Here is a 25450-nt window from a genome sequence, read left to right as displayed (position 1 = left end):
ATCAGGCCTGCACGGTGCGCTGGCGTTGCTCGCCGAGGCCGTCGATGCCGAGCGTGATCACCTGCCCGGCGCGCAGATAGACGGGCGGCTTCTGCCCGAGGCCGACGCCCGGCGGCGTGCCGGTCGAGATCACGTCGCCCGGCTGCAGGCTCATGAAGCGGCTCAGGTAGCTGATCAGGTGCGGCACGCGGAACACCATCGTCGCGGTCGTGCCGTTCTGGTAGCGGTGGCCGTCCACCTCCAGCCACAGCCGCAGCGCGTGCGGATCGGGCACTTCGTCGGCCGTCACGAGCCACGGGCCCAGCGGGCCGAACGTGTCGTTGCCCTTGCCCTTGTCCCACGTGCCGCCGCGCTCGAGCTGGTATTCGCGCTCCGACACGTCGTTCACGACGCAATAACCCGCGACGTGCGACAGCGCATCGGCTTCGTCGATATAGCGGCCGCCCTGGCCGATCACCACGCCGAGCTCGACTTCCCAGTCGGTCTTCTCCGAGCCGCGCGGGATCTCGACGTCGTCGTTCGGGCCCGAGATCGCGCTCGTCCACTTGCCGAACACGACGGGCTCCTTCGGTACCTCCATCCCCGATTCGGCCGCGTGATCCGAGTAGTTGAGCCCGATGCAGATGAACTTGCCGACGCGGCCGACGCACGCGCCGAGCCGCGGCGTGCCCTCGACGAGCGGCAGCGACGACGGCGGGATGTCGCGCAGCCGTGCGAGCGACGCAGGGGTCAGCACGTCGCCGGCGATGTCGTCGATCACGCCGGACAGGTCGCGAATGTGGCCCTGCGCATCCAGCAGGCCCGGCTTTTCATGGTGTTTGTCGCCAAATCTCAGCAGTTTCATAGCGTCGTATGAACAGAAACGGAAAGTGAATGGAAGGTGCGGCCGGTTCGATACGGTCAGTTCGACACGGTCAGTTCGACCAGCCGCCGTCGATCAGGTGAATCGTGCCGGTGGTGAACGACGCTTCGTCGGACGCCAAGTACAGCGCGAGCGCGGCGACCTCGTCCGCGGTGCCGATGCGGCCGATCGGCTGGCGCGCGACGAACGCCTGGCGCACCTCGTCGGCGGACACGTGGCGCGTGCGCGCCTGGTCCTCGATCCGCTGCGCCAGCGACGGCGATTCGATCGTGCCCGGGCAGATCGCGTTGCAGCGGATGCCCCGCTCGACGAAATCGGCCGCCACCGCCTTGGTCAGCCCGATCACGGCCGCCTTGGTGGTGCCGTACACGAAGCGGTTCGGCACGCCCTTCACGCTCGACGCCGCCGACGCCATGTTGACGATCGACGCGCCGCCCGCTTCGAGCATCGCGGGCAACAGCGCGCGGATCAGCCGGTACATCGACGTGACGTTCAGGTTCAGCGAGAACGCCCACGCGTCTTCGTCGCACTCGAGGATCGAGCCGTGGTGCACGTAGCCCGCGCAGTTGAACAGCACGTCGAACGCGCGCTCGCCCGCGGCGAGCGCGGCGATGTCGTGCGCGTCGGTGACGTCGAGCCGCCGCGTGGCCAGCCGCCCGCCCGCGCGCTCGGCGTCGGCTTCGAGCCGCACCAGCGCGGCTTCGTTGATGTCGGTCGCCAGCACGTCGGCGCCCTCGCTCGCGAAGCGCAGCGCGGTCGCGCGGCCGATGCCCTGCCCGGCCGCCGTCACCAGCGCGCGTTTGCCCTGCAATCTCATGAGCATCTCTCCGAAAAAGCCGGCCGCCCATCGGCCGATTGGCACAAAGGACTAAAGGTCCAACCAATCATAGGAACGGATCGCGCGTTTGTCACGAAATTGGGATTCAGTATTTACCCGGGGCCGAAGAATCCGTCCGGCGCACGAAATTCGGCGCGAAAGTAGCGTCGAGGCGTCGCCTCGCGATCCGCTCGAACCCAATACCGGCGGGCATTCCAGCCGCTTCTTCCGCAACGTTCGGCGCGGCGGACAGGCAAACTGACAAAAAAGTCATGTTCGCGTCAGGGTGTCAACGGGTTGTGCGCGCCATCATGGCGTTGCCGGACCGCGCTTCCGGTACATCGCCTCCCCGCCCGCGCCGGATCTCTGCGGGCACCTCCGTCCCCGGCGATGTACCCCGTGACTGGGCGAGCAGACACGGCGCGCGGGCCGATTTTCGCCCCGGACTTCCCGTCCGGGGCCTTTTGTCGTCGGTTTTTCAAGAAAATAAGCGTGGATTGTTTCTAAATCGGCAAAAGGTAATTTGAGCCAGACAGGATGTTTTTTCCGGTCACAGACGCTTACATTTAGCGCACCACTCATGGAAACCGCTACGGATTCGCCATCGGGTAGTGACATCCACTGCCACGGCCGAACCCGCACGAGCTTTAGGAAACGGCAAAATGAAGGCCTCCAAATCCCTGCCTGCGCTCGATCCCGCCGACGTCCACGTCGAAATCCTCGAACGTTCCGATACGCTGCTCGTCGTCCGCTGGGTCGAACCCGGCCGCTGCCACTACGGTGAACAGCGCTGGCGACGCCGCTTCGCGCAGCGCACCGGTACCTGTGCGCTGTCGCGCCAGGTCATCCACCGCGGCGACGAAGTATTCCGCCCGGCCGAACGCCCCGCTCCCGCGAACGCCGCCGCCATGATCTCCGCCGCCGAAGTGCTCGCGCTGGCCGGCAGCAGGTAAAACCCGCCGGCCGTGCGCCGGGCCGGCGGCGCCACGCCGTACGCCAGCCCTAGAAGCGCCGGTCTAATTCCTCCGCTTGTCTGCTACGTCCGCCCGCACTATCGTTACACCACTCAATGTAACGATTACGCGCCGCGGCCGATCGGCCGCGCCGATGGAGGCAGACATGCATGCATGGAGTGCGCGCCACGTCCCGGCGCAAGGCGGGAAGGTTGCAGTCGTGACCGGCGCCAACAGCGGTCTCGGCTGGCAGCTCGCGGAAACACTGGCCGCGAAAGGCGCGACGGTCGTGATGGGCTGCCGCGACGCCGCCCGCGGCGCGCAGGCCGCCGACGCGATCCGCCGGCTTCATCCTCATGCACGCGTCGAAGTCGATCCGCTCGACCTCGCCGATCTCGCGTCGATCGCGCGCTTCGCGGCCGACGTCGGCGAACGCCACGGCCGCGTCGACATCCTCTGCAACAACGCCGGCGTGATGTTCCTGCCGCTGCGACACACGCGCGACGGCTTCGAGATGCAGTTCGGCACCAACCATCTCGGCCATTTCGCGCTGACGGGCCATCTGCTGCCGGCGCTGCGCGCCGCACGCCGGGCGCGCGTCGTCACGATGTCGAGCGGCTTCAACCGCGGCGGCCGGATTCGTGTCGACGATCTGCGCGCCGCGCATCGCTACAACCGTTATCTCGCCTATTGCGACAGCAAGCTCGCGAACCTCGTGTTCGCACTCGAGTTGCAGCGCCGCTTCGAGCGCGCGGCGTTCGCCGGCATCAGCGTCGCCGCGCACCCCGGCTACGCGGCGACCAACCTGCAGTTCGCCGGCCCCGCGATGGACCGCTCGCCGGCCCGCGCCGCGCTGATGCGTGCCGCGAACCGTTATCTCGCGCAGCCGGCCGACCAGGGCGCACTGCCTGCGATTCATGCGGCGACGTCGCCCGATCTGGCCGGCGGCGCGTACATCGGTCCGTCCGGCTGGTTCGAATCGCGCGGGCTGCCGGCACCGGCAAGCGTGCCGCGCGCGGCGCGCAGCGTGGCGTCGGCGGCATTGCTGTGGGAAGCATCGGAAGCCGCAACAGGCGTGCGCTTCCTCAGCTCCGGCGCGCCCGCCGGACGCGCGCCCGGCCGGCCGTTCGACACGACAGCCGAAGCGCGCTGAACCGCGTGCCGGGGTGCGCGATATTCTTCATACTTATTACGCCAACCGAAAAGAAAGCCCGTTGAAAGACTGAAACGGCGCCGCACTGTTACCAGTCAGGAAACAATTTATCGTCAAAATCAGCGTTTACCCTGAACACGCCGGTGACTAAGATTTGATCAATCGCTCAAGACATGGTGTCGAGAGCGAACTCAATAAAACACCGGAGGTCACCATGAAATCGCTCGTTTCCGCAGTCGTTGCCGCTGCCGCCCTGTCCGCTTCGTTCGGCGCATTCGCGCAAAGCACCGTGACGCGCGCTCAAGTGCGCAACGAACTGGTCCAGCTCGAACAAGCCGGCTACAAGCCGGGCGTGTCGAGCCCGTACTACCCGAACGACATCCAGAGCGCCGAAGCGCGTGTTCATGGTGCCGACACCAGCGGCTACGGCGCGCAACCGGCTCCGCTCGTCCACTCGGGCGCGCCGGCCGCATCGTCGAACGCACGCGATTCGATCTTCTTCGGCCAGTAAGCCGACGCGCCCTCGGCGGGCGCCGCGCATCGCGCGATGAAGTGACGCAGTCCGGACGAGCCCCCTTCGCGGGGCTCGTCTTTTTTGTGAAACGCATACCTCCGCCGCCCGGCAGCGGGTGGCTTTGCCCGGACGCGTGGCGTCCGGGTGCTTTTTCCCGGCAAGGTGTGCGTGAATGCGTCGTGTGCGCCGGTCAGCGCGCCACGGCCCCTGCCGGCGCCGACCGCGACAGCACGCGCCACCGCGACAGCAGTTCGTCGCGATCGACGTAACAGCCCTGCAAGTGCCGGCGGCCCGTCGACGGGTCGAACTCGGTGCGCGCATGCAGCACGCGCCGGTTGTCGAACGCCCACATGTCGCCCGCCCGCAGCCGGCGCTGCACGCGAAAACGCGGCTCGCGCGCAAGCGCGAGGAATCGCCGGTACGCGCGATAGACCGCTGCAACCGAGCCGGCCGGCGCATCGAGCGGCCCGCGCAGGAAGTTCGCGACGCGCACTTCCGTGACGTTGCCGCGCGCATCGAGCCCGATCACCGGCGCCGAACAGCGGTAGTCGCTGTTCGCGCTCTTGTTCCAGAACTCGAACGGCGTCGACGCGAGTCGTTCGAAATCGTCCGGATGTTCGCGCCGCAGTGCGTCCGCTAGCGCGAAGCCGTCGAGGAAGATGCTGTCGCCGCCCGTCGCGTCGTTCGCGAGGCAGTGCAGGAACTGCACGCCGGGCTGCAATTCGCGTGTCGGCAGGTCGGTGTGCGGCGGAAGATTCAGCGACGTATACGCATTGCTGTCCGGGCGCGGCTTCGATTCGACGTCGAACAGCACGCCGAAATTGCTTTCGCGGATCAGGCCGATGCGGCGCGCGATCCCGTCGACGCGGCCGCGCTCGGCCGGCACGCCCTCGACGAGCGTCAGCCCCGTGCGCTGCAAAGCGCCGAGCCATGCCAGCAGCGCGCGGTCGTCCTCCATCACGTCGCGCCACGCGAACACGCCGATCGCCGTCGCATCGTCGCCGGTCCATACGTGGCGCACGTGCGCGGCCAGGCGCTCCGCGCGCGACGCATCGTCGTATGCATGCGCACGCAACCAGCCGGGCGACCACGCACTGCGATGCCCGTCGTTCCATTCCACATGCAGCGCACCGTCGGTTTCGACATGCACGGTGAGCGCAGACAAATCCTCGCGCGCATCGGCGATCTCGAACACCTGTTCGCGCGTGATCGCATGCACGCACGCGGCACACGCGCAGTTGTCGCGCAGCCAGTCGAAATGGAACGGCGATCGTCGTGCGTCGCTCCACTCGATATTCACCGCGTCATCGCCGATCGTCGCCGCCGCGATGGCCGCGTCGGCCGAAAACGTCCGCCAGTCCTCGATACGGTGTTGCGCCGCTGCCTGCATCGTTGCCTCCCGGAAAACGCCCGCTACGCGTGTGGTGCGAGCAAGAACCCGCCGACCATCCGGTGCATCCGTGCGGCCTGCGGGCTCGTCCCGAGCGCGCGCCAGCAGCCGTGCACCAGCCCCTCTCCCATCCAGTGGCGCGCCACCCCGCCGGCCGCACGAATCCGTTCGACGTACACGCGCGCATCGTCGCGCAGCGGATCGTGCTCCGCGCCGATCGCGAGCACCGGCGGCAGGCCGTCGAAACGCGCTGCCTCGAGCGGCACCGACGCGTGCAGCAGCGGGTTGCCGCTCCGCAGCGCGTCGGACAAGTCACTGCCCCAGTACAGCGCGCGATAACGATGCACGTCGTCGAGCGTCAGCATCGGCGCGTGCGCTTCCGTTTCGCGCGCGGGCGATTGCGGCTCGAAACCGAGCATCGGATAAACGAGCGCGATGCCGTCCACGTTACGTTCGCCCGCATCGCGCAGCGCGGTCGCCACCGCCGCCGCGAGCATCCCGCCCGCGCTGTCGCCCGCGAGGGTCAACGGGTGCGCGCACGGCCCGAACGGCCAGCGTGCATCGCGCGCGGCGCGCGTCACCGCCACGCAGTCTTCGAGTGCGGCCGGCGCGCGGTGTTCGGGCGCCAGCCGGTAGTCGACGGCGATCACGTCGAGGCCCGTATCGGCGGCCAGTTGCGCGGTGATCAGCGCATGACTGTCGAGCGAGCCGACGACGAAACCGCCGCCGTGAAAAAACAGCACCGTGCCGCGCGGCGCGCCGTGCGCCGACGTATAGCGCCGCAGCGCGATCGTGCGGCCGTCCGGCGCACGCCACGCGGCGTCGTGCTGTACGATGCCGGCCGGCAGCGCGGCCGGCGTCCATTCGGCCGCGAAGCGGTCGTAGAGGCGGCGCTGTTCGTCGGGCGGGCGCGCCGCCGCATCGGCCGGATACCACGCGTCGACGGCTGCGACGAACGCCGCGATTTCCGGTTCGAGCATCGTGTGCGCTCCGCGGTCGAGAGTGAGGATCGGAAGGCGAAGCGCGCCGCTAGCGGCGCGGCGGCAGCCCGATCACGCGGCCCGCATACGCAGGCGCCGCGCAATCGCGCTGCAATGCGTGCAGTTCGGCCACGCGCGCGGCCACGTCGTCGTCGAACGGCGCCGATTTCACGCCGTCGCGCGTATCGACGTGCAGCAGCATCTGCTCGCTCGCCGATACCGCGTCGTCATGCCCGTCGGCGAACAGTTCGAGATACAGGTGCAGCCGCTTCGCGTCGTGCGCGAGCACGCGCGCATCGACGCGCACGGCCGTGCCTTCCTTGATCTCGTGCAGGTAGTTCACGTGCGCTTCGAGCGTGTACACCGAGCGCCCCCGCTCGCGACGCGCGGCGTCGTCGAGGCCGATGCGATCCAGCAACGCATCGGTCGCGAAGCTGAAGATCAGCAGGTAGAACGCATCGCGCAGGTGGCCGTTGTAGTCGACCCATTCGGGCCGCACCACGTCGCGGTGAATCGTCAGCGGGGTATCGCCCGTCATCGCCTGTCCTTTATTCCTCGAATCGCATCCCGTGCCGCGCCTTCACCGCGGCGATCGATTTCAGCACCTCGGTGATGCACTCGTCGCGATAGCGCTCGAGTTCCTTGATGCTGCGCGTGCCTTGCTGTTCGGTCGTGCCTTCGACGACGCTGTCGATCAGCGCATCGGTCAACGTCGGCGCGACCAGTTTCGTCCACGGCAGTTCGAGCGCGGGGCCGAATTGCTGCATGAAGTGTCGCATGCCCGCATCGCCGCCGGCCAATGTGTAGGTCAGGAACGTACCCATGAACGACCAGCGGATACCCGCGCCGAAGCGGATCGCGTCGTCGATCTCGCCGGTCGTCGCGACGCCTTCGTTGACGAGATGCAGCGCCTCCCGCCACAACGCTTCCAGCAGACGATCCGCGATGAAGCCCGGCACTTCCTTGCGCACGTGCAGCGGCCGCATGCCGAGCTTGCGATAGACCTCCATCGCGCCTTCGACCGCTTCCGGCGACGTGCGCGCACCGCCGAGCACCTCGACGAGCGGCAGCAGGTAGACGGGGTTGAACGGGTGGCCGACCACGCAGCGCTCCGGATGCGTCGCCCGCGCGTAGAAATCGGTCGGCAGCAGCCCCGACGTCGACGACGCGATGATCGCATCGGGCTTCGCCGCACGGCTGATCTGCTCGTGCAGCTCGAGCTTCAGCGCCTCGCGCTCGGGCGCGCTTTCCTGGATGAAATCGGCATCGGCGACGCATCCCTCGATCGTCGACACGAACCGCAGCCGCGCGGGATCGGCGCCCGGTGCGAGGCCGACGCGTTCGAGCGCGGGCCACGCATTCGCGACGTTCGCGCGCAGCCGCGCTTCGGCGCCCGGCGCCGGGTCCCACACGACCACGTCGAGACCGTGCGCGAGCGCGCGGGAAATCCATCCGCTGCCGATCACGCCGGTGCCGACGGCGGCAAACGTCTTGATGTCGGTCTTCACTGCCATGTCGATACATCCTTCAATTCAGGGGAAATCGGTGGGCGGCCGCGCGTCGACGCATACCGCCATGCAATGTCAGTCGGTGAAAAAGCTCACGCGAATTCGGCGATCGCGCGACGCTCCAGCGCACGTTCGCCGCGCGCCGGCAGGCCGAGCTTGCGGCGGCCTTCGGCCGGCGTCAGCACGCGGCCGCCGAGGCGCTCGACGATCTCGCGAGCGCGCTCGACGAGCGTGCCGTTGGTCGCATGCACGCCGCGATCGAGCCAGATGTTGTCTTCGAGGCCCACGCGTACGTGACCGCCGAGCAGCATCGCCTGCGCGACCATCGGCATCTGCATGCGGCCGATCCCGAAGCCGGCCCAGTGCGCGCCCGGCGGCAGGTTGTCGACCATTGCCTTCATCGTGCCCGTATCGGCCGGTGCGCCCCACGGAATGCCCAGGCACAGCTGGAACAGCGGCGGATCGTCGAGCAGCCCTTCCTTCAGCAACTGCTTCGCGAACCACAGATGGCCCGTATCGAAGATCTCCAGCTCCGGCTTCACGCCGAGTTCCTGGATGCGCTTCGCGCCGGCGCGCAACTGCGCGGGCGTCGACACGTAGATGTAATCGCCGTCGCCGAAATTCAGCGTGCCGCAGTCGAGCGTGCAGATTTCCGGCAGCAGCTCCTCGACGTGTACGAGGCGCGTGAGACCGCCGACCAGGTCGGTCCCCTTGCCGAAGCGCATCGGGTCCTCGCCGGGGCCGATCTCGAGATCGCCGCCCATGCCGGCCGTCAGGTTGATGATCACGTCGACGTCGGCCGAGCGGATGCGGTCGACCACTTCGCGATACAGGTTCGGGTCGCGGCTGCCGCGCCCCGTCTGCGGATCGCGCACGTGGCAGTGGGCGACCGTCGCGCCGGCCTTCGCGGCTTCGATCGCGGCGGCCGCGATCTCCTTCGGCGTGACCGGAATCGCCGGATGCTTGCCGACCGTATCGCCCGCGCCCGTGACGGCGCAGGTGATGATGACTTCGTGGTTCATGCTGGATGCCTCGCTTGATTCGGGTTGTGTCGCATTGCGGGGAGCGCGTGGGCGCAGGCCGTTACAGGCCGAGATACGCCTTCACGGCAGGCAGGCCGTCCTTGCCGTCGAACGTCTTGACGCCTGCGAGCCAGGGATCGAGCACCTGCGGGTTCTTCTTCAGGTACGCCTTCGCGGCCTCGGCCGGCTTGGTCTTGTTCATCACCGACTGCATCAGCTGGTTCTCGAGCTGGGTCGAGAAGCGCAGGTTCGTCACGAGCTTGCCCGCGTTCGGGCAGCGCGCGATGAAGTCGGGCGCGGTCAGCGTGTATACGCGCGCTTCGCCGTAGTTCGGCCCGAACGCCGCGTCGCCGCCGGACAGGTAGTTCATGCTGAGCTGGATGTTCATCGGATGCGGCTCCCAGCCGAGGAACACGACCCACTTCTTCTCGCGGATCGCGCGCTCGACCGTCACCAGCATCCCGGCCTCGCTCGATTCGACGAGCTTGAAGCCACCGAGCCCGTACTGGTTCGTGTCGATCATCTTCTGGATCGTCGCGTTCGCGCTGCTGCCCGGCTCGATCCCGTAGATCTTGCCGTCGAGTTCCGCGCGGTGTTTCGCGATGTCGTCGAAGGTCTTCAGGCCGGCCTGGTATTCGTAGCTCGGCACCGCGAGCGTCGCCTTCGCGCCGGACAGGTTCGGCGGCTCGACGACGTTGATCGACTTGCTGTCGAGGAACGGCTGCAACTGCTTCTGCTGCACGGGCCACCAGTAGCCGAGCGACACGTCGAGCTGTTTGCTCTTGAGACCGGCGAACGAGATCGGCACCGACGCGATCGTCGTGGTCGGCTTGTAGCCGAGCGCCTCGAACACGGTCGACGCGAGCGCCGTGGTCGACGTGATGTCGGTCCAGCCGATATCCGCGAAACGCACGGTGCGGCAGGTCGCGGCCTCCGTCTCGGCAAGCGCCGCGTGCGTGAACGCGCCGGTCGCCAGCACGGCCGCGGCTAGCGCGGCAATCTTCGTCGACTTCATGGTTCGATTCCTCCCGGTTGATCTCGCGGCAGCCGGTGCGCGGAGTGTGCGCCGGCCTGCATCGTGGGAGTAAAAGTAACGAGCCATATTCGCACCGAGAAGACCGGCGGCGACCTGTTCTTGACTGTTTGCGACTATGAGTGGAAACCACTAGGTTCGGCGAGAGGCTTGCCGGATGGGGGTTTGGGGTTTTTCTGGCGCGCGACGGGATTGCCCGGATGCGGCGCGCGCCTTTCGATTCCGCCACGGCCTTGCTGACGGATTTCCGACACGTCGCCGAATACCGCGGGGCGGCCCTATGCTGGGAATCGCCGGGCGATTGCGCGCCGCCGCCGGATACCGTGCCGCTCCGGGCCTGGATGTTGCGCGTCATTGGAACGGATGCCGACGGACGCGGCCGGCCGTCGCGGTGTCTGCCTCCGATCTATTCAGCCAGGAGCCATACGATGCTCGTCGCTTGCTTCGTCGTCGCCCTTTTCGTCGCCCTTTTCGCCGTCATCGCGGCCATGCACCGCGCCGTGACGCGCGACGCAGACGCGAACCTTCGCGCGCGATTCGATGCGGAAGGCCCGCGCGGCGACGCGGCGCGCCGGTTGATGCGCGACGCGGGATACGGCGTCTGAGTCTCGACGTCGGTCCGGCCGAACACGCTGGCCGTCAGGGTGGCAACGCGGCGCGTTCAGCCCGCCGTCACCGCCCGCACGAACGCCTGCGCCAGCACCGTCGGCTCCACCGGCAGCACCAGCGCGCACACCGATCGCGCGTCCTCGTCGGAAATCGGCACGAACGCGACGCCGTCGATCACGACGCTCGCCATCCGCGCCGGCACGATCGCCACCCCCCACCCGGCCGCGACGAGATTCAGCATCGACGTCTTCGGCGACACGATCCGCGCGGCCGCCGGCACGAAGCCTCGCTTCAGGCACAGATCGATCACGACGCGCGCGAGGCCGCCCCGCTCCCGAGACACGGCCGATACGAACGGCTCATGCCGCAGCCGCGCTATCGCGATGCGTTTGCGGCCCGCGAGCGGATGATCGGCCGGCACCGCCGCGCACAAGCGCTCGGCGGCCAGTTCAACGAAACGCACGCGTGCATCGCGCCGCAGCACCGGCAGCCGAACGATCCCGATATCGGCATGGCCGTTCGCAATTTCGGTCACCTGATCCTCGGACGACGCGCGGTCGAGATCGACCCGCGCGCCCGGACAATCGCGCATGAAGCGGTCCAGATCCGGCATCAGGCTGCCGACGGGAACGGTACTGGAATGCAGAAGCCGCAGCACGCCGGCTTCCCCGCGCGACAACCGTGCACCTTCGTCGGCAGCCGCCGTCAGCGCGGCCGGGATCGACGCCACGCGTTCGCGGTAGATCGCACCGGCCGGCGTGAGCCGCACGCCCCTCGGCTCGCGGTCGAACAGCGGGAACCCGAGTTCGTCCTCGAGCTGACCGATCTGCCGGCTGAGCGCCGACTGCGCGACATGGAGCGCACCCGCGGCCGGCGTGAAGCCGCCGAGGTCCGCCACGGTCAGGAAGTACTGGATTTGCCGGAGTGATGGCATGCCGAAACGAGATGGATGAGCGCCGGATTCGATATTTGCGTTATACCGGCGCGCTCCGCAGAATGAAAGCCTTCCGTGCCGGCATCGCCGGCGCGGCCATCCTTTCGGAGCGTTCGTCCTCGTGGCTACCTTCCTGTCGTATCTGCTGGTCGTGGCGGCCGGCATCAGCGTTGCATTGCAGCAGGTGCTCAACGCGAACCTGCGCGCGCAGCTCGGTTCGCCGTGGTGGGCCGGGTCGGTCAGCTACGTCGTCGGCCTGGCCGCGATGCTGGCGGTCGCGCTCTTGTCGCCTCACCCGCGCGTGAGCGGCACGTTCTCCGGCGCGGGGTCGTGGTTCAGCTGGACGGGCGGATTCTTCGGCGCGGTATTCGTCGGCATCGCGATCCTGATGGTGCCGCGATTGGGCGCGGCGACGACGCTCGCGCTGATCGTCGTCGGGCAGATGACCGGCGCGCTCGTATTCGACCACTTCGGCGTGCTCGGCATCCAGCAGCATTCGGCGAGCGCGATCCGCATTGCCGGCGCGGCGTGCCTCATCGTCGGGGTGGTGCTGATCCGCGCGTGACGGCGAGTGCGTGCGTTCCCGGTACGCCGGCAACGCACGCACTCGCCGCGACGCTCACGCGTAGTTCATCATCACCGACTTGCTCTCCATGTACTGGTCGATCACCGCGCGGCCGAGTTCGCGGCCGAAGCCCGACTGCTTCATTCCGCCGAACGGCAATGCGTTGTCGAGCAGCGAGTGGCAGTTGACCCACACGGTGCCCGCCGCAATCCGCGGCACCAGCTTGTGAATCGCCGCAAGATCGTTCGACCAGATGCTCGCGCCGAGGCCATACGGCGTATCGTTCGCGAGCCGCACGGCCGTATCGAGATCGTCGAACGGCATCGCGACGAGCACCGGCCCGAAGATCTCCTCGCGCACCACGCGCATCGCCTGCGTCGTATCGACCAGCACCGTCGGTTCGACGAAGAAGCCGGAGCCCTCGATCGCGCGGCCGCCGGCGGCGGCGCGCGCGCCCTCGCCGAACCCCGAGTCGATGTACCCGCACACGCGCTCTCGCTGCTTCGCCGACACGAGCGGCCCGATCTGCGTCGACGGATCCATCCCCGGGCCGATCTTCAGGCTCGCCGCGATCTTCGCGACGCGCTCGATCACGCCGTCGAACACTTTCGAATGGATGTACGCGCGCGAACCGGCCGTGCACACCTGCCCCTGGTTGAAGAAGATCGCGTTCGCGACGCCCAGCGCGGCCTTGTCGAGATCGACGTCGGGCAGCACGATCACCGGCGACTTGCCGCCGAGTTCCAGCGACATCCGCGTCATGTTGTCGAGCGCCGCGTGGCCGATCGTCTTGCCCGTTAGCGTCGACCCGGTAAATGCGATCTTGTCGATGCGCGGATCGCGCGACAGCGCCGCGCCGGCCGTATGACCGTAGCCGGTGACGATATTGACGACGCCGTCCGGGAACCCGGCCGCCTGGATCAGCTCGCCGAGCCGCAACGCGCTCAGCGGCGTGTCTTCGGCAGGCTTCAGCACGACGGTGCAGCCGGTCGCGAGCGCCGGTGCGATTTTCCATGCGGCCATCAGCAGCGGGAAATTCCACGGAATGATCGCGCCGACCACGCCGACGGGTTCCTTGCGCGTATAGGCGAAGATCTCGCTGTCCGGCAGGTACGGCACGCCGGCGTCGATCACGCTGCCTTCGATCTTCGTCGCCCAGCCGGCCATGTAGCGAAAGCACTGCGCGGCCATCGCGACGTCGAGCCCTTGCGCGACCGTCACCGGCTTGCCGTTGTCGAGCGATTCGATTTCGGCGAGCTCGCGCGCGTTGGCTTCGATCAGCTCGGCGAGCACCAGCATCAGGCGCTCGCGATCGGTGGTCTTCGCGCTGCGCCACGGGCCCGCATCGAATGCATGGCGCGCGGCGGCGACGGCCTGCTGCACGTCGCGTTCGTCCGCTTCGGGCACGCGAGCGAGCACGGTACCGTCGGCCGGGTTCACGACCTCGATCCGGCGGCCCGACGCGGCGTCGCTCCACTCGGCGCCGATCAGCATCTTCTTCGGCTTCGCGAGAAACGCGCGGGTTGCGTCGAGCAGCGGAAAGGTTTGGTTCGTCTCCATGTTCACGTTTTCCTGATTCGTTGAGTCAGTCGGTCAGTAGCGATCCGCGACGCCGTCGATCCCGCGCGCCTGCAACGCGCGGACGAGGCCGGCGCGCACGGTCGCGACGTCCGACAGCGCGGGACGGCGGTGCGCGGCAACTTCGGCGGCCGTATACGGTTTGAAGTCGCGTGGCAGCGCATCGCGGTTCGTCGTCGTGAGCAGCCAGTTCAGCACGTCGGCCAGCTCCCGATCCGACAGCGCCGAGTTCGACGCGCCGGGCACGCGCATCACGTACTCGCGCCCGGCCGGCAGATGCGTGAAATAGCCGAGCGAGTTCGCGAGCGGCGGCACCTTGCCGGGAATGCCGCCGCCCGTCGCCGTGTGGCAGCCCATGCAGTTGAGCACCCAATGCTGTCGTGCCAGCGCCGCATCGGCTGTGCCGTCCGCATGCGCGGGCCCGGCAAACGCGCAAGCCGCAACGCCCGCCAGGAGCAGCCAGGACGACAGGCGATGCGACAGGCCGCCGAACCGCGACGACGGCGCGCAAGCGCCGTTCACAGGCCGAGCCCCTTGATCACCGCCGCACGCTGCGCATGCACGGCCGCGCCGTCCATCGGCTTCGCGCGCGCCGCACGGATATCGGCCGCCGTGAACGGCTTCGCGTCGCCATGCTGCGCGTTGAGGTTGAACACGACGTAGTTGAGCACGTGCGCGATGTCGTCGTCGCTCGCGCTCGCAAACGACGGCATCTTGAAGTTGTAGCGCTTGTCGTGCACTTCGATCTCGCCGAACATCCCGTGCAGCAGCGTCGCGATCAACTGCGCACGCCCGGCTTCCGCCGCTGCGTACTTGCCCGGATACTCGGTCAGCGGCGGCGCAAGGCCGTCCTGCCCTTTCCCGCCCGCCTGGTGACACACCGCGCACTGCGTGTCGAACAAGCCTTTCCCGGCCGGGTAACGCACGGTGTCCTGTGCACCGGCCGCGCCGGGCAACGCGATGGCCGCCATGGCCGTCATGCACGCAACGACGATTTTTCCCGCCTGCTTCACGCTCATTGTTTTGCCGCTCCCAGCAGAACCGAAACCGAACAGTGGTAATTCGAATTACCGTTCGCCATGCACCAGTTGATGTCGTTGTTCAGCGACAGCTTGTACAGCGGCTTCTCGCGCTCGTTGCGATTGCAGAAGCACTTGCCGCACGACGTTTTTCCGCAGCAATCGTTATACGAAACGATGTAGTCCGAACCGTCGTGCGGATTGCGGCAGGTGCCGATCCACGTGATCGGCGAAGGCGTCGTACCCGGCGGGCAACTGCTCGACGTGCCACCGCAGCAACTGCAAAGCCAGCCGTCGATTGCGCAGTATTTCCAGTAGTCGCAGCTCGTCGGGTCGTCGCTCGCTCCCGATGCCGCAGCACCGGATGCGCCCGACGCGCCGGATGCCGCGTCGGCCGCATACGCGGTGCGGTCCACAGGCAGCAGCGGCAGCAGCGCAGAACCCACCAGCACCTTGCCGAGCTTCGCCATCGCGCTGCGCCGCGAACTGTGCTGCGCGACGCCGCGCGCCGACCGCTCGAACCATGAATCAAACACGCCCATGTCGTCGTTCTCCAATGACGTTGAAAAGGTTCGGCCGGTCATGCGTGCTGCGCGTGCCCGTCGTGGGCATCGCGGCCGGGGTCGCCGTGCACGTACTGCTGCAGCGACGCGACGCCGCGCTCCTTCGCCTCGAACAGGCTCTCGAGATGCTCGCGCGTGTTGACGAGCCCCTTCGCGCGCACCGTGCCCGTTTCGTCGAGCAGCACCGCATACGGCAGCTTGCCGATCTGATACGCGAGGCCGAGCTCCTGCGACAGCACGTACGGGAAGCGCCCGAGGTCGTGCTTTCGCGCGAAGCGCGCGTGTTCGTCGGCATCGCCGTCGCTCGCGAGCACGATATTCACCGGCGTCGCCTCGCTGGCCTGCAGCGACGGGAGCAGCGGCAACAGCTTCTTGCAGACCGGGCACGTCGGCGACAGGAAGAACAGCAGCGTCGCCTTGCCCGATGCGTCGATGCCGCCGACCTTCACGTGCGAGCCGCGAATGTCGGTCAGTTCGAACGTCGGCGCGATCGCGCCGACCGCCGGCCCCTTGTCGATCATCAGCGCGCCGGCCGGCATGATGCGTTCGTACAGGATGCCGATCTGGCGCACCAGTGCGAGGCAGATCGCGCCGAGCGCGAGGACGGCCACCCACAACAGGGCGGTGGAAACGGTGAGAGCGGTTTGCATCATGAATTCCTCAGGTGGGCAAGGCGCGGGACGTTGGCGAGCAGCACGTCGACGGTGAGCAGCGCGCAGACGATCAGCAGCACGGAAAAGAACAGCGTCAGGTAGTCGAGCCACACCACGGCGCGCGTGCCCGGCTCGACGAACGCGGTCGCGGCCAGCGCGACGAGCAGCAGCACGCGGCCGACATGCAGCCAGCCGATGCCGCGCGGTGCGTCCGCACGGGCGGCGGTGAAGCCGGAACAGCCGCAATCGATGTCGGTATGGCCGCGCAGCAGGTTGATCGCGAGGCCGGCCGCGAACGCCAGGAGGAGCGCGATCAGCGCGATCGCGCCGGCCGTGCGCGTATCGGGAAACAGCAGCGCCGCGGCGCCGATCGCTTCGGCCAACGGAATCGCGAACGCGACGGGCGCGCTCAGCGCATCGGGCAGTAGCCGGTAGCCGGCGAGCGCCTGGCGGAACGCGGCGGGCCGGCGCATCTTCGCGAAGGCGCCGAGCAGCACGACGGCGGCCGCGCCGGCCTGCGCGCTGGTGGCGAGTACGGGATCGAGGGTCATCGCGGCCTCACGGGTTGACGAGCAGCGACGACGTATTGCCGATCTGCTTCTCGACGTGCCGCAGCGCGCCGGTGCGCGCATCCATCACGACGAGGTCGGAGGTTGCCGTCAGCCCGTAGAACAGCGGCTTGTCGTCCTCGCTGACCTGGATCGACACGAGCGGATCGACCTTCTGCTGCGCGAGATCCCAGCGCGCGACGCGCTGCTTCGACTTCAGGTCGTACACCCACACCTGCGTGCCGGGATCCTTGTGCGAGCCGTCGGTGCCCTTGTGCATCAGCACGTAGTACCGGTTCTGCTTCGCGTGCACGGCCGTCTGCTGCATGCCGCCCGGGCGCCAGCCTTCCGCGCGCTCGGCGTCCGTCAGCAGCGGCCACGGTTTGCCGAATGCCGGCTTGTCGCCGCTGAAACCGGCGCTGCGCACGTATCCGCCGTAGGTGGTGAACAGATAGTCGCCCCCGTACCGCGACGCGTTCACGAACGCCGGATCCTTGTCGACGTCGATGAACGCGTCCGACATCGTGCGCTTCGTTTCCTTGCCGTTCGCATCGAGCGTGACGGTCAGCGCCTTGCCGCTTTCGCACAGCGCGGTGAAACGGTCGTTGCCCGACGGATACGCGAGCACGCACGCGGCCATGTCGATCTCCGACAGCACCCGCTTCGAGACGGCGTCGATCACCGTCACCGATGCGGCCGGCGTGATGTTCGCGACGTACAGCCGCTTGCCGTCGGCGCTGAACGCTGTGTTGTACGGCGACGGCACGTGCTGCGCGTGCTTCGCCGGGATCACGATTTCGCCCGTGTGATCGAGCGTCGCGTTGTCGATCATCTCGACGACGTCGGTGCGCGCGCCGTGCGAGCCGCGCGAGAAGTAGGTCGTCGCGACGAAGCTGGTCTTGCGGTCGGGCGAGATCGCGAAGCCGGGAGCGAAACCGCCGTCGATCTGGCCGAGCAGCTTCTTCGCATCGGCGTCGTATACATAGATGCGCCCGTCGGTCATCGACGGCATCGAGATGTCGACGATGTAAAGCGCGTGCGGATGCCACGGCGGCATCTTCTGCACGACCAGTTCTTCGGGTTTTTCCGCCGCGTTCGCGCCGCCGGCCCATGCCGCCGCCAACGCCAGCGTCGCCGCGAGCGCCGCGGTTCGTCGCCTTGTCCTCATGCTGCCTCCAGTGGGGGTTCACGTGATGTGGAGCGACTGTAGTTCGACAATAAACCCGCCCAGCACCCGGACCGGCAACGCGTGCGTGCCGATTCGGGATATCGGAAATGCGCGTGAAAGCCGCGCGGCAGTGCGCCTTCCGACCCTCGGAAGCACGCGCGCGGAATAGCGCTCCCCCGTATTGCGCCGACCGCCCGGTCGGTTTAGTCTTGCGCGGTCCGAACGATCGCCGGAGGCGCCATGCGTGTGTTACATCAGAGGTTCGACGACGCAGACCGGCATGCCGAGGCGCTGCGCGGCTGGGATCAGCGTTACGACCAGATCGGGGCCGGCTCGTATCGCAGCGTGGTCAAACACGCGGTGCTCGACGGCGTGCAACTGTTCCAGGAAACGGCGAACGTGCGCATCATCCAGCGCGGATGCTTGCCGCCCGGCCATACGGTATTCGGGATGCCGCTCGCCGGCTCGGGCGCCTTCGCCTTCGGCAATGCGCGCGTCGAGCCCGGTACGATCGTGGTGGCGCGCGGCGGCGTACCGTTCGAACTCCATTCGCCCGACGACATGTCGCTGATCGGCGTGGTCGTCGAACCCGAGTTGATGCAGCAGATCGAAGATGCCGCCGGCGTCCGGCTGGACGCACGCGCGCTGCGACGCGGCGTGGTCGAGGTGCCGGTCGCCGCGCGCGAGCGCGCGAGCGTGCACCTCGCCACGCTGCTCGAACGCGTGCTGGCGGCGCCCGATACGTTCGACGCTGCACGTGTGCAGCGCGCGATGCGCGCCGACGTCGGCAACGTGCTGGTCGATCTCATGACCTACCGGATACCCGAGCCGCAGCACCGGCTCACGCACGCGTGCCACGCCGACATCGTGCGCCGCGTCCACGACTACGTGATCGAGCACCCGGAAGCACCCGTCGACATCCTGAGCCTGTGCACGCAATTGCGCGTCAGCCGGCGCACGATGCAGAACAGCTTTCAGTCGGTCGTACAGACGACGCCGCTCAACTACACGCGCTCGCTGCGCCTCGCGCAGGTGCGGCGCCTGCTGCTCGACACGCGGCACGCCGACCTGCCGATCAGCGAAGCGGCTGCACGCTGGGGCTTCATTCATCTCGGGCATTTCGCGAACGCGTACAAGGCCCAGTTCGGCGAATTGCCGTCGACGACGGCGCGCCGGACGGTGCATCGTGCAAAAACGCGCTGAGCGCCGGCAAAACCCGCGATAATCCCGGCTTGAACGTTCGGCGCCCGCGAATCGGGCGCGGCCCGCGCCGGCCCGCTCGTCGCGACGCACGGCTCGTACCGACTACCTGCTTGCACCCCACACCCCGATGCCCGAGGATTTCCACTTCCTGTTGCTACCCGGCTTCTCCGCGCTCGGCTTCATGTCCGCGGTCGAGCCGCTGCGCGTCGCGAACCGCTTTCGCACCGAGCTGTATCGCTGGCACGTGATCAGCGCGGACGGCGCACCCGTGGCCGCGAGCAACGGCATTCCGGTCGCCGCCGAAGCCGCGTGCGCGGACGTCCCGCAGGTCGATACGGTGTTCGTCGTCGCGGGCTTCGATCCGCTCGTGTGCTACACGCGCACGCTCGGCGACTGGCTGCGCCGCCAGCACCGGCATGGCGCCACGCTCGGCGGCATCGATACGGGCAGCTTCGTGCTCGCGGAAGCCGGGCTGTTCGACGCGTCGCAGCCGCTCACGCTGCATTGGGAAGCGCTGGCGGCGTTCCGCGAGCGCTATCCCGGCCTGAACGCGACGCAGGAGCTGTTCGAGATCGACGAGCGGCGCATCACGTGCGCGGGCGGCACCGCGTCGATCGACATGATGCTCGACCTGATCGGCCGCCGGCACGGCGCCGACCTCGCGGCGGCGATCTCCGAGCAGTTCGTCGTCAGCCGCATCCGGCAGCGCTCGGACAGCCAGCGGCTCGAGATCGCCGCGCGCTACGGCGTGCACAACCGCAAGCTGATCCAGGTGATCGGCACGATGCAGCGACACATGGACAACCCGCTCGGCTCCGACGCGCTCGCGCAGGAAGTGTCGATCACGCGGCGCCAGCTCGAACGGCTGTTCAGCGCGATGCTGAACGACACGCCGACGCGCTTCTACCTGAACCTGCGCCTCGATCGCGCACGCGAACTGCTGCAACAGACCGACATGAGCATCACGTCGGTGTGCGTCGCGTGCGGCTTCGAATCGCCGTCGCATTTTTCGCGCACCTATCGCGCGCGATTCGGGATGAGCCCGCGCAGCGACCGGCGGCCGACGCGCTGATCGTCTCGGCTTTTGATCACAATCCGGCGCGGTATTACGCGTTCCGGCAGCGTTTCCCGCCGTTCATTGAACAATGCCGGCGACTGGTCGACGAACCGAAGCGGTCGTCGAAAATAATCTGGAATGTCGTTGAAAATATTCTGTAACATACCAAACAAAGTTAGATAGATAGCCTAACGACCCGATCGGCGATCTCGACGGACGTCGGGTCACGCAGGCTGCCAACCGATATCCAATATCGATCCGAGGGGTATGACATGACGATGCTCGATTCGCCGTCGCCGCACCTGCCTGCCGTTCGCTTCTCGTCCGCCTCTCCTGCCCGCTTCTTTTCGACCTGACAGTTAGGGATCCTTAGTCAGTCGATACCCCCAACACCGCTTTGCCGCACCGGTTCCATCGAACCGGCGCGCGGGCCGTGTCGTGCCTGCTCGCCACGAGCGCGCGGGCGTGTCCAACCGTTGAGATGAGGATCACGTATGCAGACATCACGCAAAGCATTGCCGCTCGCCCTGGGTCTCGCGCTCGGTTTCGGCATCGTCGGCGGCACCCTGGCCGATACGAAAGCGCCGAATCCGCAGGCCGCGAGCCTGCGCGAAAGCCTGACGCGCGGCGTCGCGCCGCCGGCCGCGAAGGCCGACACGGCCGCCGGGCAATTCCGCGCGGACGGCGTCGCCGTCACGCTGTACAACCCGGCCTATCGCGTCAAGAAAGCCACCGCGACACCCGCCGCCACCGCGCGCGACTTCGTCGCGTCGCAAGCGGCGCAGCTCGGGCTCGACGCCGCCGCGCTCGCGAGCCTCGTCGTCACATCGGAACGCGACGACGCCGACTTCACCGTCGTGCGCCTGCAGCAGCAGGCGGCCGGCTTGCCCGTGTACGGCAGCGACATCGCGGTGACCGTCGCGAAGGACGGCCGCATCCTGTACGTCGCGAGCAACACGATCAACGGCGTGGTCGCGACGACGCGCAAGTCGCAGGCCGTCGACCAGCAGCAGGCATTCGACCGCGCCCGCGCGTATCTCGGCGCGAGCGGCTTCACGCATCTCGATGCGCAACTCGTCGCGTTCGTCGACAAGGCCGGCACGCACACCGCGTGGAAGGTGCGCGGCCGCCCGCAGGATGGCCCGAAAGGAGACTGGGAACTGCTGATCGATTCGGGCAGCGGCGAAGTGCTACGCGCCGAGGACAAGGCGTTCTACGCGACCGACGGCACCGGCTTCGTGTTCCGCCCCGATCCGCTGTCGCCGACGAAGAGCAGCTACGGCAGCACGGGCTACAAGGACGGCAACGACGCGGATTCGACGCAGCTCACGGCCGCGCGCGTACGCGTGACGCTGAAGGATCTCGCACAGTCGGGCACGCGCTACACGCTGACGGGCCCGTACGCGGCGTGCGTCGATTTCGATGCGCCGCTCGACAAGGCCTGCCCGTCGCAATCCACGCCCGCGTTCGAATTCACGCGCGGCAACCTGTATTTCGAGGCCGTGAACGCGTACTACCACATCGACACGTTCCTGCGTTACGTGAACCAGACGCTCGGCATCAAGGCGCTGCCGTACCAGTACACGGGCGGCGTGCAGTACGACCCGCACGGCGAATCGGGCGACGACAACTCGTCGTACTCGTCGAGCAGCGGCCGGCTGACCTTCGGGCAAGGCGGCGTCGACGACGCGGAAGACGCGGACGTCGTGATCCACGAGCTCGGCCACGGCATCCACGACTGGGTCACCAACGGCGGCCTGTCGCAACAGGAAGGCTTGTCGGAAGGCACCGGCGACTATCTCGCCGCCGCGTACAGCCGCGACTTCAACCAATGGAGCCCGTCGGATGCGCAGTATCACTGGGTCTACAACTGGGACGGCCACAACGAGTTCTGGGGCGGCCGCGTGACCAACTGGAACGTCGGGCGCACCTATGCGCAGGCGCGCGGCGCGGAGATCCACACGGCCGGCCAGTACTGGGCGTCGTGCAACCTCGTGGCACGCGATGCGATCGGCGCGCAGGCGATGGACAAGGCGTTCCTGAAGGGGCTGTCGATGACCAACAGCTCGACCAACCAGAAGGCCGCCGCGCAAGCCGTGCTGACGGCCGCATCCGCGCTCGGCTACAGCAGCGCGCAGCTCGCCGCGATCGGCAACGCGTACAACAAGAGCTGCACGTACGGCGTGACCGTCCCGCAGAAGTCGTAACGCCCGCAGCAGGCGGGAGCGCATCGCACGATCTGCGGCGCGCTCCCTTCCTCGACATCGCCATCCTCACGAGATCGAACATGCCTACTCTGAAATCGAACCGCCTGAGTGCCGCGCTGGGCGGCATGCTGTTGACCGCCGCCGCGCACGCGGCGCCCGTCTGGATCACGCTCGGCGACACCGCGTTCCGCCAGCTTCAACGTATCGACGCGACCGCAACCGCGCAATACAGCACGACCGTCGAAGCCGGCAAGGCGGCCGACGGCGCCGCGCGTCGCGAAACCGTTCACGTCGTCGAGATCGACGATTCCCGTCTCGGCGAGCTGGCCCGCGCAGTTCACCGCACGCGCGGCCACGGGCCCGGCTACGTCGTGCACGACTCGTTCGACGACGCACGGCAGGCGCTCCAGCCGTTGCCTGCGACGCTCGCGAAACAGGCCGCTGCCCCCGCGTACACGGTGTCGAACGTGCCGCAGATCGGCACATGGGTCCAGCAACTGCAGGCCAGCAACATCGTCGGCACGATCACGTCGCTGTCGGGTTTCACGAACCGCTACTACACGACGTCGCACGGCGTCGCCGCATCCGACTGGCTCGCGTTGCAGTGGAAGCAGCTGGCGGCTTCGCGCGCCGATATCGCCGTCGAACAATTCGCGCACACGGGCTTTCCGCAGAAATCCGTGATCCTGACGATCCGCGGCAGCGATCCGGCCGCAGGCACCGTCGTGCTCGGCGGCCACCTCGATTCGACCGTGGGCCGCACGACGGAAAACACGCGCTCGCCCGGCGCCGACGACGATGCGTCGGGCATCGCCAGCCTGACCGAGGCGCTACGCGTGCTGCTCGCGAACGGCTACCGGCCGAAACGGACGATCAAGTTCGTCGGATATGCGGCCGAGGAAGCCGGGTTGCTCGGCTCGAAGGCAATCGCGAAGCAGTTCCGCACGCAGAATGCGAACGTGATCGGCGTGCTGCAGCTCGACATGACGAACTACAAGGGCGATCCGAAGGACATCTACCTGATCACCGACTACACGAACGCGGCGCAGAACACCTACTTGACGAACCTGGCTAAGACCTACCTGCCCGAGCTTGCGATCGGCACATCGCAGTGCGGGTATGCATGCTCGGATCACGCGTCGTGGAATGCGCAGGGGTATCCGGCATCGTTCCCGTTCGAGGCCGACCAGAACGACAGCCCGTACATCCACACGGCGAACGACACGCTGGAAAACTCGGATCGACAAGCGAACCATGCACTGAAGTTCGGCAAGCTCGCGCTGGCCTATGCGGTCGACCTCGGCGGCATTGCCGGCGCGACGGTCAAGCGCTGAACGTTCCGCGTCGAGCGGCTCGCACGTTCGCAGCGAAACGGGCGTTCACCCGCGTGGGTACGCCCGTTCGAATGCCTTTTCTCCGTCCGGCTAGAATCGTCGTTCGACCAATCGCTACGCGCTTCCATACCATGACCGAACCTACCCGCTCCATCGACGACCTGTCGCCTGCCCGCGTCACGACCGCCTTCGACCTCCCCGGCCATACGACCGTTCGCTCGCTCGGCGTCGCACAGGGCATCGTCGTGCGCTCGCGCTCGATCGTCGGCTCGTTCGGCGCGTCGCTGCAGACGATCTTCGGCGGCAACATCACGCTCTACACGTCGCTGTGCGAAAAAGCGCGCCAGCACGCGTTCGACAAGATGCTCGACGATGCGCGCAAGCTCGGCGCGAACGCGGTCGTCGCGATGCGCTACGACTCGACCGAGATCGGGTCGGGCGTAACCGAAGTCATCTGCTACGGTACGGCCGTGCGCGTCACGCAGGATGCTTGACGTGTGATGCGCGTCACGCGTCGCGTTCGAGCGACTTCATGTTCGTGAGCTGCGGAAACAGCCGCATCCACGCGAGCGCGACGGCGATCGTCGCCGCGCCGCCGACGACGATCGCGGCCGGCGCGCCCCACCACGCGGCCGTCACGCCGGATTCGAATTCGCCAAGCTGGTTCGACGTGCCGATGAACAACGCGTTGACCGCGCTCACACGGCCGAGCATGTCGTCGGGCGTGCGCAGTTGCACGAGTGACAGGCGCACGACGACACTGATCACGTCCGACGCGCCGAGCGCGGCCAGCGCCACGAGCGACAACGCGAAGTGCCGCGACAACCCGAACACGATCGTCGCGATGCCGAACGCGATCACGCCGCCGAACATCGCGCGGCCCGGCCGGCCCTTCAACGGGAAACGCGTGAGCCACAGCGTGCCCGCGAGCGCGCCGACCGCCGGCGCCGCGCGCAATGCGCCGAGCCCCCACGGGCCAACCTGCAGGATGTCGCGCGCGTAGATCGGCAGCAGTGCGGTCGCGCCGCCGAACAGCACGGCGAACAGATCCAGCGACAGCGCACCGAGGATCGCCGGCTCGCGCCGGATGAACGCGATGCCCGAAAACACCGAGCGCAGCGTGACCGGCTCGCGGGCGGGTGGCGCGCTGCGCAGTGGAATCGTGCCGCTCAGCATCGCCGCGATCGCGAAGGCCGCCACGCTCGTGCCGAACGCGACGGGCGCACCCACACCATAGAGCAATCCGCCGAACGCGGGACCGAGAATCTGCGCGGCCTGGTTGGCGGACGTCGACAGCGCGGTCGCCCGCGGCAAATCGGTGCGCGGCACGACGGCCGGCAACAGCGACGACACCGACGGCGACTCGAACGCGCGGGCCGTGCCGACGATCGCCGCGAGCGCATACACGGCCGGCGCGGCCAGCCATCCTTGCGCCGCGCCGAGCAGGAACACGCCGGCGGCCAGTGCCTCGACGCTCTGACAGATCGTCGCGATGCGCCGGCGGTCGTAGCGGTCGGCCACCTGCCCGACGACCAGCGTCAGCGCGAACATCGGCACGAACTGCGCGAGGCCGACCAGGCCGAGCGCGAACGCGCTGTGCGTGAGCGCATACACGTACCAGCCGATCGCGACCGACAGGATCTGGAAGGCCAGCGACGACATTACGCGCGTGCCCCAGAAACGCCGGAACGGCGCGTGGCGGAACAGGTTGGCGGGTAACGGGGATAACGGACTGGAATCGGGCACGGAGGTGGTCATCGGGGTCTCGGCGGCTGGCGGT

The 25450-nt window shown here is 67.8% G+C and carries 27 protein-coding genes; 10 read left to right on the top strand and 17 right to left on the bottom strand.

Annotated elements, in window-relative coordinates:
- Position 1 precedes the first annotated feature (1 nt).
- Together WS61_RS18945 and WS61_RS18940 are read right to left on the bottom strand one after the other, a co-directional pair.
- Positions 2 to 844 carry an ureidoglycolate lyase gene (locus WS61_RS18945; RefSeq protein WP_059502362.1) on the bottom strand — a complete coding sequence of 281 codons (843 nt, stop codon included), beginning with the start codon at positions 842 to 844 and terminating at the stop codon, positions 2 to 4.
- A gap of 70 nt (positions 845 to 914) precedes the next feature.
- Positions 915 to 1679: an SDR family oxidoreductase gene (locus WS61_RS18940; protein WP_059502756.1), complete on the bottom strand. Its 765-nt coding sequence runs from the start codon at positions 1677 to 1679 to the stop codon at positions 915 to 917.
- A gap of 662 nt (positions 1680 to 2341) precedes the next feature.
- On the opposite strand from WS61_RS18940, the gene WS61_RS18935 reads away from it, so the two are divergent.
- The 3 genes from WS61_RS18935 (at position 2342) to WS61_RS18925 (ending at position 4296) form a co-directional block, all read left to right on the top strand.
- Entirely contained in the window at positions 2342 to 2632 is a 291-nt protein-coding gene (locus tag WS61_RS18935) for a DUF3331 domain-containing protein (protein ID WP_006484717.1), read from the top strand.
- Between the two features lie 166 nt (positions 2633 to 2798).
- Positions 2799 to 3785 carry an oxidoreductase gene (locus WS61_RS18930; RefSeq protein ID WP_059502359.1) on the top strand — a complete coding sequence of 329 codons (987 nt, stop codon included), beginning with the start codon at positions 2799 to 2801 and terminating at the stop codon, positions 3783 to 3785.
- A 214-nt stretch (positions 3786 to 3999) separates the two neighbouring features.
- Positions 4000 to 4296, top strand: a complete 297-nt coding sequence (locus tag WS61_RS18925) for a DUF4148 domain-containing protein (protein ID WP_034204295.1) — start codon at positions 4000 to 4002, stop codon at positions 4294 to 4296.
- A gap of 193 nt (positions 4297 to 4489) precedes the next feature.
- On the opposite strand, the gene WS61_RS18920 is transcribed toward WS61_RS18925, so the two are convergent.
- The 6 genes from WS61_RS18920 to WS61_RS18895 form a co-directional block, all read right to left on the bottom strand.
- Positions 4490 to 5689 (bottom strand): TauD/TfdA family dioxygenase, encoded by a 1200-nt coding sequence (locus tag WS61_RS18920; protein WP_059502357.1) that lies wholly within the window; start codon positions 5687 to 5689, stop codon positions 4490 to 4492.
- 23 nt (positions 5690 to 5712) lie between these two features.
- Entirely contained in the window at positions 5713 to 6669 is a 957-nt protein-coding gene (locus WS61_RS18915; RefSeq protein WP_059502355.1) for an alpha/beta hydrolase, read from the bottom strand.
- Positions 6670 to 6718: 49 nt separating this feature from the next.
- Complete coding sequence (locus WS61_RS18910; RefSeq protein WP_059502353.1) at positions 6719 to 7207, bottom strand: thioesterase family protein; 489 nt, start codon at positions 7205 to 7207, stop codon at positions 6719 to 6721.
- Between the two features lie 10 nt (positions 7208 to 7217).
- Positions 7218 to 8183: an L-carnitine dehydrogenase gene (locus WS61_RS18905; protein ID WP_059502351.1), complete on the bottom strand. Its 966-nt coding sequence runs from the start codon at positions 8181 to 8183 to the stop codon at positions 7218 to 7220.
- Positions 8184 to 8269: 86 nt separating this feature from the next.
- Positions 8270 to 9199 (bottom strand): 3-keto-5-aminohexanoate cleavage protein, encoded by a 930-nt coding sequence (locus WS61_RS18900; protein ID WP_034204290.1) that lies wholly within the window; start codon positions 9197 to 9199, stop codon positions 8270 to 8272.
- Between the two features lie 61 nt (positions 9200 to 9260).
- Positions 9261 to 10214: a choline ABC transporter substrate-binding protein gene (locus tag WS61_RS18895; RefSeq protein ID WP_006498766.1), complete on the bottom strand. Its 954-nt coding sequence runs from the start codon at positions 10212 to 10214 to the stop codon at positions 9261 to 9263.
- Between the two features lie 140 nt (positions 10215 to 10354).
- On the opposite strand from WS61_RS18895, the gene WS61_RS34945 reads away from it, so the two are divergent.
- Positions 10355 to 10837, top strand: a complete 483-nt coding sequence (locus tag WS61_RS34945; protein WP_157692754.1) for a hypothetical protein — start codon at positions 10355 to 10357, stop codon at positions 10835 to 10837.
- A 56-nt stretch (positions 10838 to 10893) separates the two neighbouring features.
- On the opposite strand, the gene WS61_RS18890 is transcribed toward WS61_RS34945, so the two are convergent.
- Complete coding sequence (locus WS61_RS18890) at positions 10894 to 11775, bottom strand: LysR substrate-binding domain-containing protein (RefSeq protein WP_059502348.1); 882 nt, start codon at positions 11773 to 11775, stop codon at positions 10894 to 10896.
- A 121-nt stretch (positions 11776 to 11896) separates the two neighbouring features.
- Here WS61_RS18890 and WS61_RS18885 point away from each other — a divergent pair, with 121 nt between their 5' ends.
- A complete protein-coding gene (locus WS61_RS18885) occupies positions 11897 to 12340 on the top strand; it encodes a DMT family transporter (protein ID WP_059502346.1) in 444 nt (147 codons plus the stop codon).
- 54 nt (positions 12341 to 12394) lie between these two features.
- Here the strand turns inward: WS61_RS18885 and WS61_RS18880 are convergent, their stop codons facing one another.
- From WS61_RS18880 to WS61_RS18850, 7 genes are read right to left on the bottom strand one after another with little or no spacing between them, the layout of a single operon-like run.
- Complete coding sequence (locus WS61_RS18880) at positions 12395 to 13900, bottom strand: aldehyde dehydrogenase family protein (RefSeq protein WP_059502344.1); 1506 nt, start codon at positions 13898 to 13900, stop codon at positions 12395 to 12397.
- Between the two features lie 33 nt (positions 13901 to 13933).
- Positions 13934 to 14440, bottom strand: coding sequence for a cytochrome c (locus WS61_RS18875; protein ID WP_059502342.1), 507 nt, complete (start codon positions 14438 to 14440; stop codon positions 13934 to 13936).
- Positions 14437 to 14937 carry a cytochrome c gene (locus WS61_RS18870; RefSeq protein ID WP_059502340.1) on the bottom strand — a complete coding sequence of 167 codons (501 nt, stop codon included), beginning with the start codon at positions 14935 to 14937 and terminating at the stop codon, positions 14437 to 14439. Before WS61_RS18870 ends, WS61_RS18875 begins: the two co-directional genes overlap by 4 nt.
- The gene (locus WS61_RS18865) at positions 14934 to 15479 is read right to left on the bottom strand and encodes a methylamine dehydrogenase light chain (protein WP_059502337.1); all 546 of its coding nucleotides are present in this window, start codon (positions 15477 to 15479) and stop codon (positions 14934 to 14936) included. Before WS61_RS18865 ends, WS61_RS18870 begins: the two co-directional genes overlap by 4 nt.
- Positions 15480 to 15517: 38 nt before the next feature.
- Positions 15518 to 16153 carry a methylamine dehydrogenase accessory protein MauD gene (gene mauD / locus WS61_RS18860; RefSeq protein WP_059502335.1) on the bottom strand — a complete coding sequence of 212 codons (636 nt, stop codon included), beginning with the start codon at positions 16151 to 16153 and terminating at the stop codon, positions 15518 to 15520.
- Complete coding sequence (locus WS61_RS18855; protein WP_059502333.1) at positions 16150 to 16704, bottom strand: MauE/DoxX family redox-associated membrane protein; 555 nt, start codon at positions 16702 to 16704, stop codon at positions 16150 to 16152. The genes mauD and WS61_RS18855 overlap by 4 nt, the downstream gene beginning before the upstream one ends.
- A gap of 7 nt (positions 16705 to 16711) precedes the next feature.
- Positions 16712 to 17869 carry an amine dehydrogenase large subunit gene (locus tag WS61_RS18850; protein WP_059502331.1) on the bottom strand — a complete coding sequence of 386 codons (1158 nt, stop codon included), beginning with the start codon at positions 17867 to 17869 and terminating at the stop codon, positions 16712 to 16714.
- A gap of 240 nt (positions 17870 to 18109) precedes the next feature.
- Here WS61_RS18850 and WS61_RS18845 point away from each other — a divergent pair, with 240 nt between their 5' ends.
- From WS61_RS18845 to WS61_RS18825, 5 genes are all read left to right on the top strand, one after another.
- The gene (locus WS61_RS18845; RefSeq protein ID WP_059502330.1) at positions 18110 to 19072 is read left to right on the top strand and encodes a helix-turn-helix domain-containing protein; all 963 of its coding nucleotides are present in this window, start codon (positions 18110 to 18112) and stop codon (positions 19070 to 19072) included.
- A gap of 127 nt (positions 19073 to 19199) precedes the next feature.
- Complete coding sequence (locus WS61_RS18840) at positions 19200 to 20144, top strand: GlxA family transcriptional regulator (RefSeq protein ID WP_059502328.1); 945 nt, start codon at positions 19200 to 19202, stop codon at positions 20142 to 20144.
- 479 nt (positions 20145 to 20623) lie between these two features.
- Complete coding sequence (locus tag WS61_RS18835) at positions 20624 to 22336, top strand: M36 family metallopeptidase (RefSeq protein WP_059502325.1); 1713 nt, start codon at positions 20624 to 20626, stop codon at positions 22334 to 22336.
- An 80-nt stretch (positions 22337 to 22416) separates the two neighbouring features.
- Positions 22417 to 23670, top strand: coding sequence for a M20/M25/M40 family metallo-hydrolase (locus WS61_RS18830; RefSeq protein ID WP_059502324.1), 1254 nt, complete (start codon positions 22417 to 22419; stop codon positions 23668 to 23670).
- Between the two features lie 131 nt (positions 23671 to 23801).
- On the top strand, positions 23802 to 24164 hold the full coding sequence (locus WS61_RS18825) for a YbjQ family protein (protein ID WP_059502322.1): 363 nt from the start codon (positions 23802 to 23804) through the stop codon (positions 24162 to 24164).
- 13 nt (positions 24165 to 24177) lie between these two features.
- On the opposite strand, the gene WS61_RS18820 is transcribed toward WS61_RS18825, so the two are convergent.
- The gene (locus tag WS61_RS18820; RefSeq protein ID WP_059502754.1) at positions 24178 to 25428 is read right to left on the bottom strand and encodes an MFS transporter; all 1251 of its coding nucleotides are present in this window, start codon (positions 25426 to 25428) and stop codon (positions 24178 to 24180) included.
- Between the last annotated feature and the right edge of the window lie 22 nt (positions 25429 to 25450).

It is taken from the genome of Burkholderia sp. ABCPW 11, assembly GCF_001523445.1.
In the GTDB taxonomy this organism is placed as follows: Bacteria; Pseudomonadota; Gammaproteobacteria; order Burkholderiales; family Burkholderiaceae; genus Burkholderia.
Note: the sequence above shows the minus strand (reverse complement) of the source record. Positions and strands in the feature narration are given on the sequence as shown.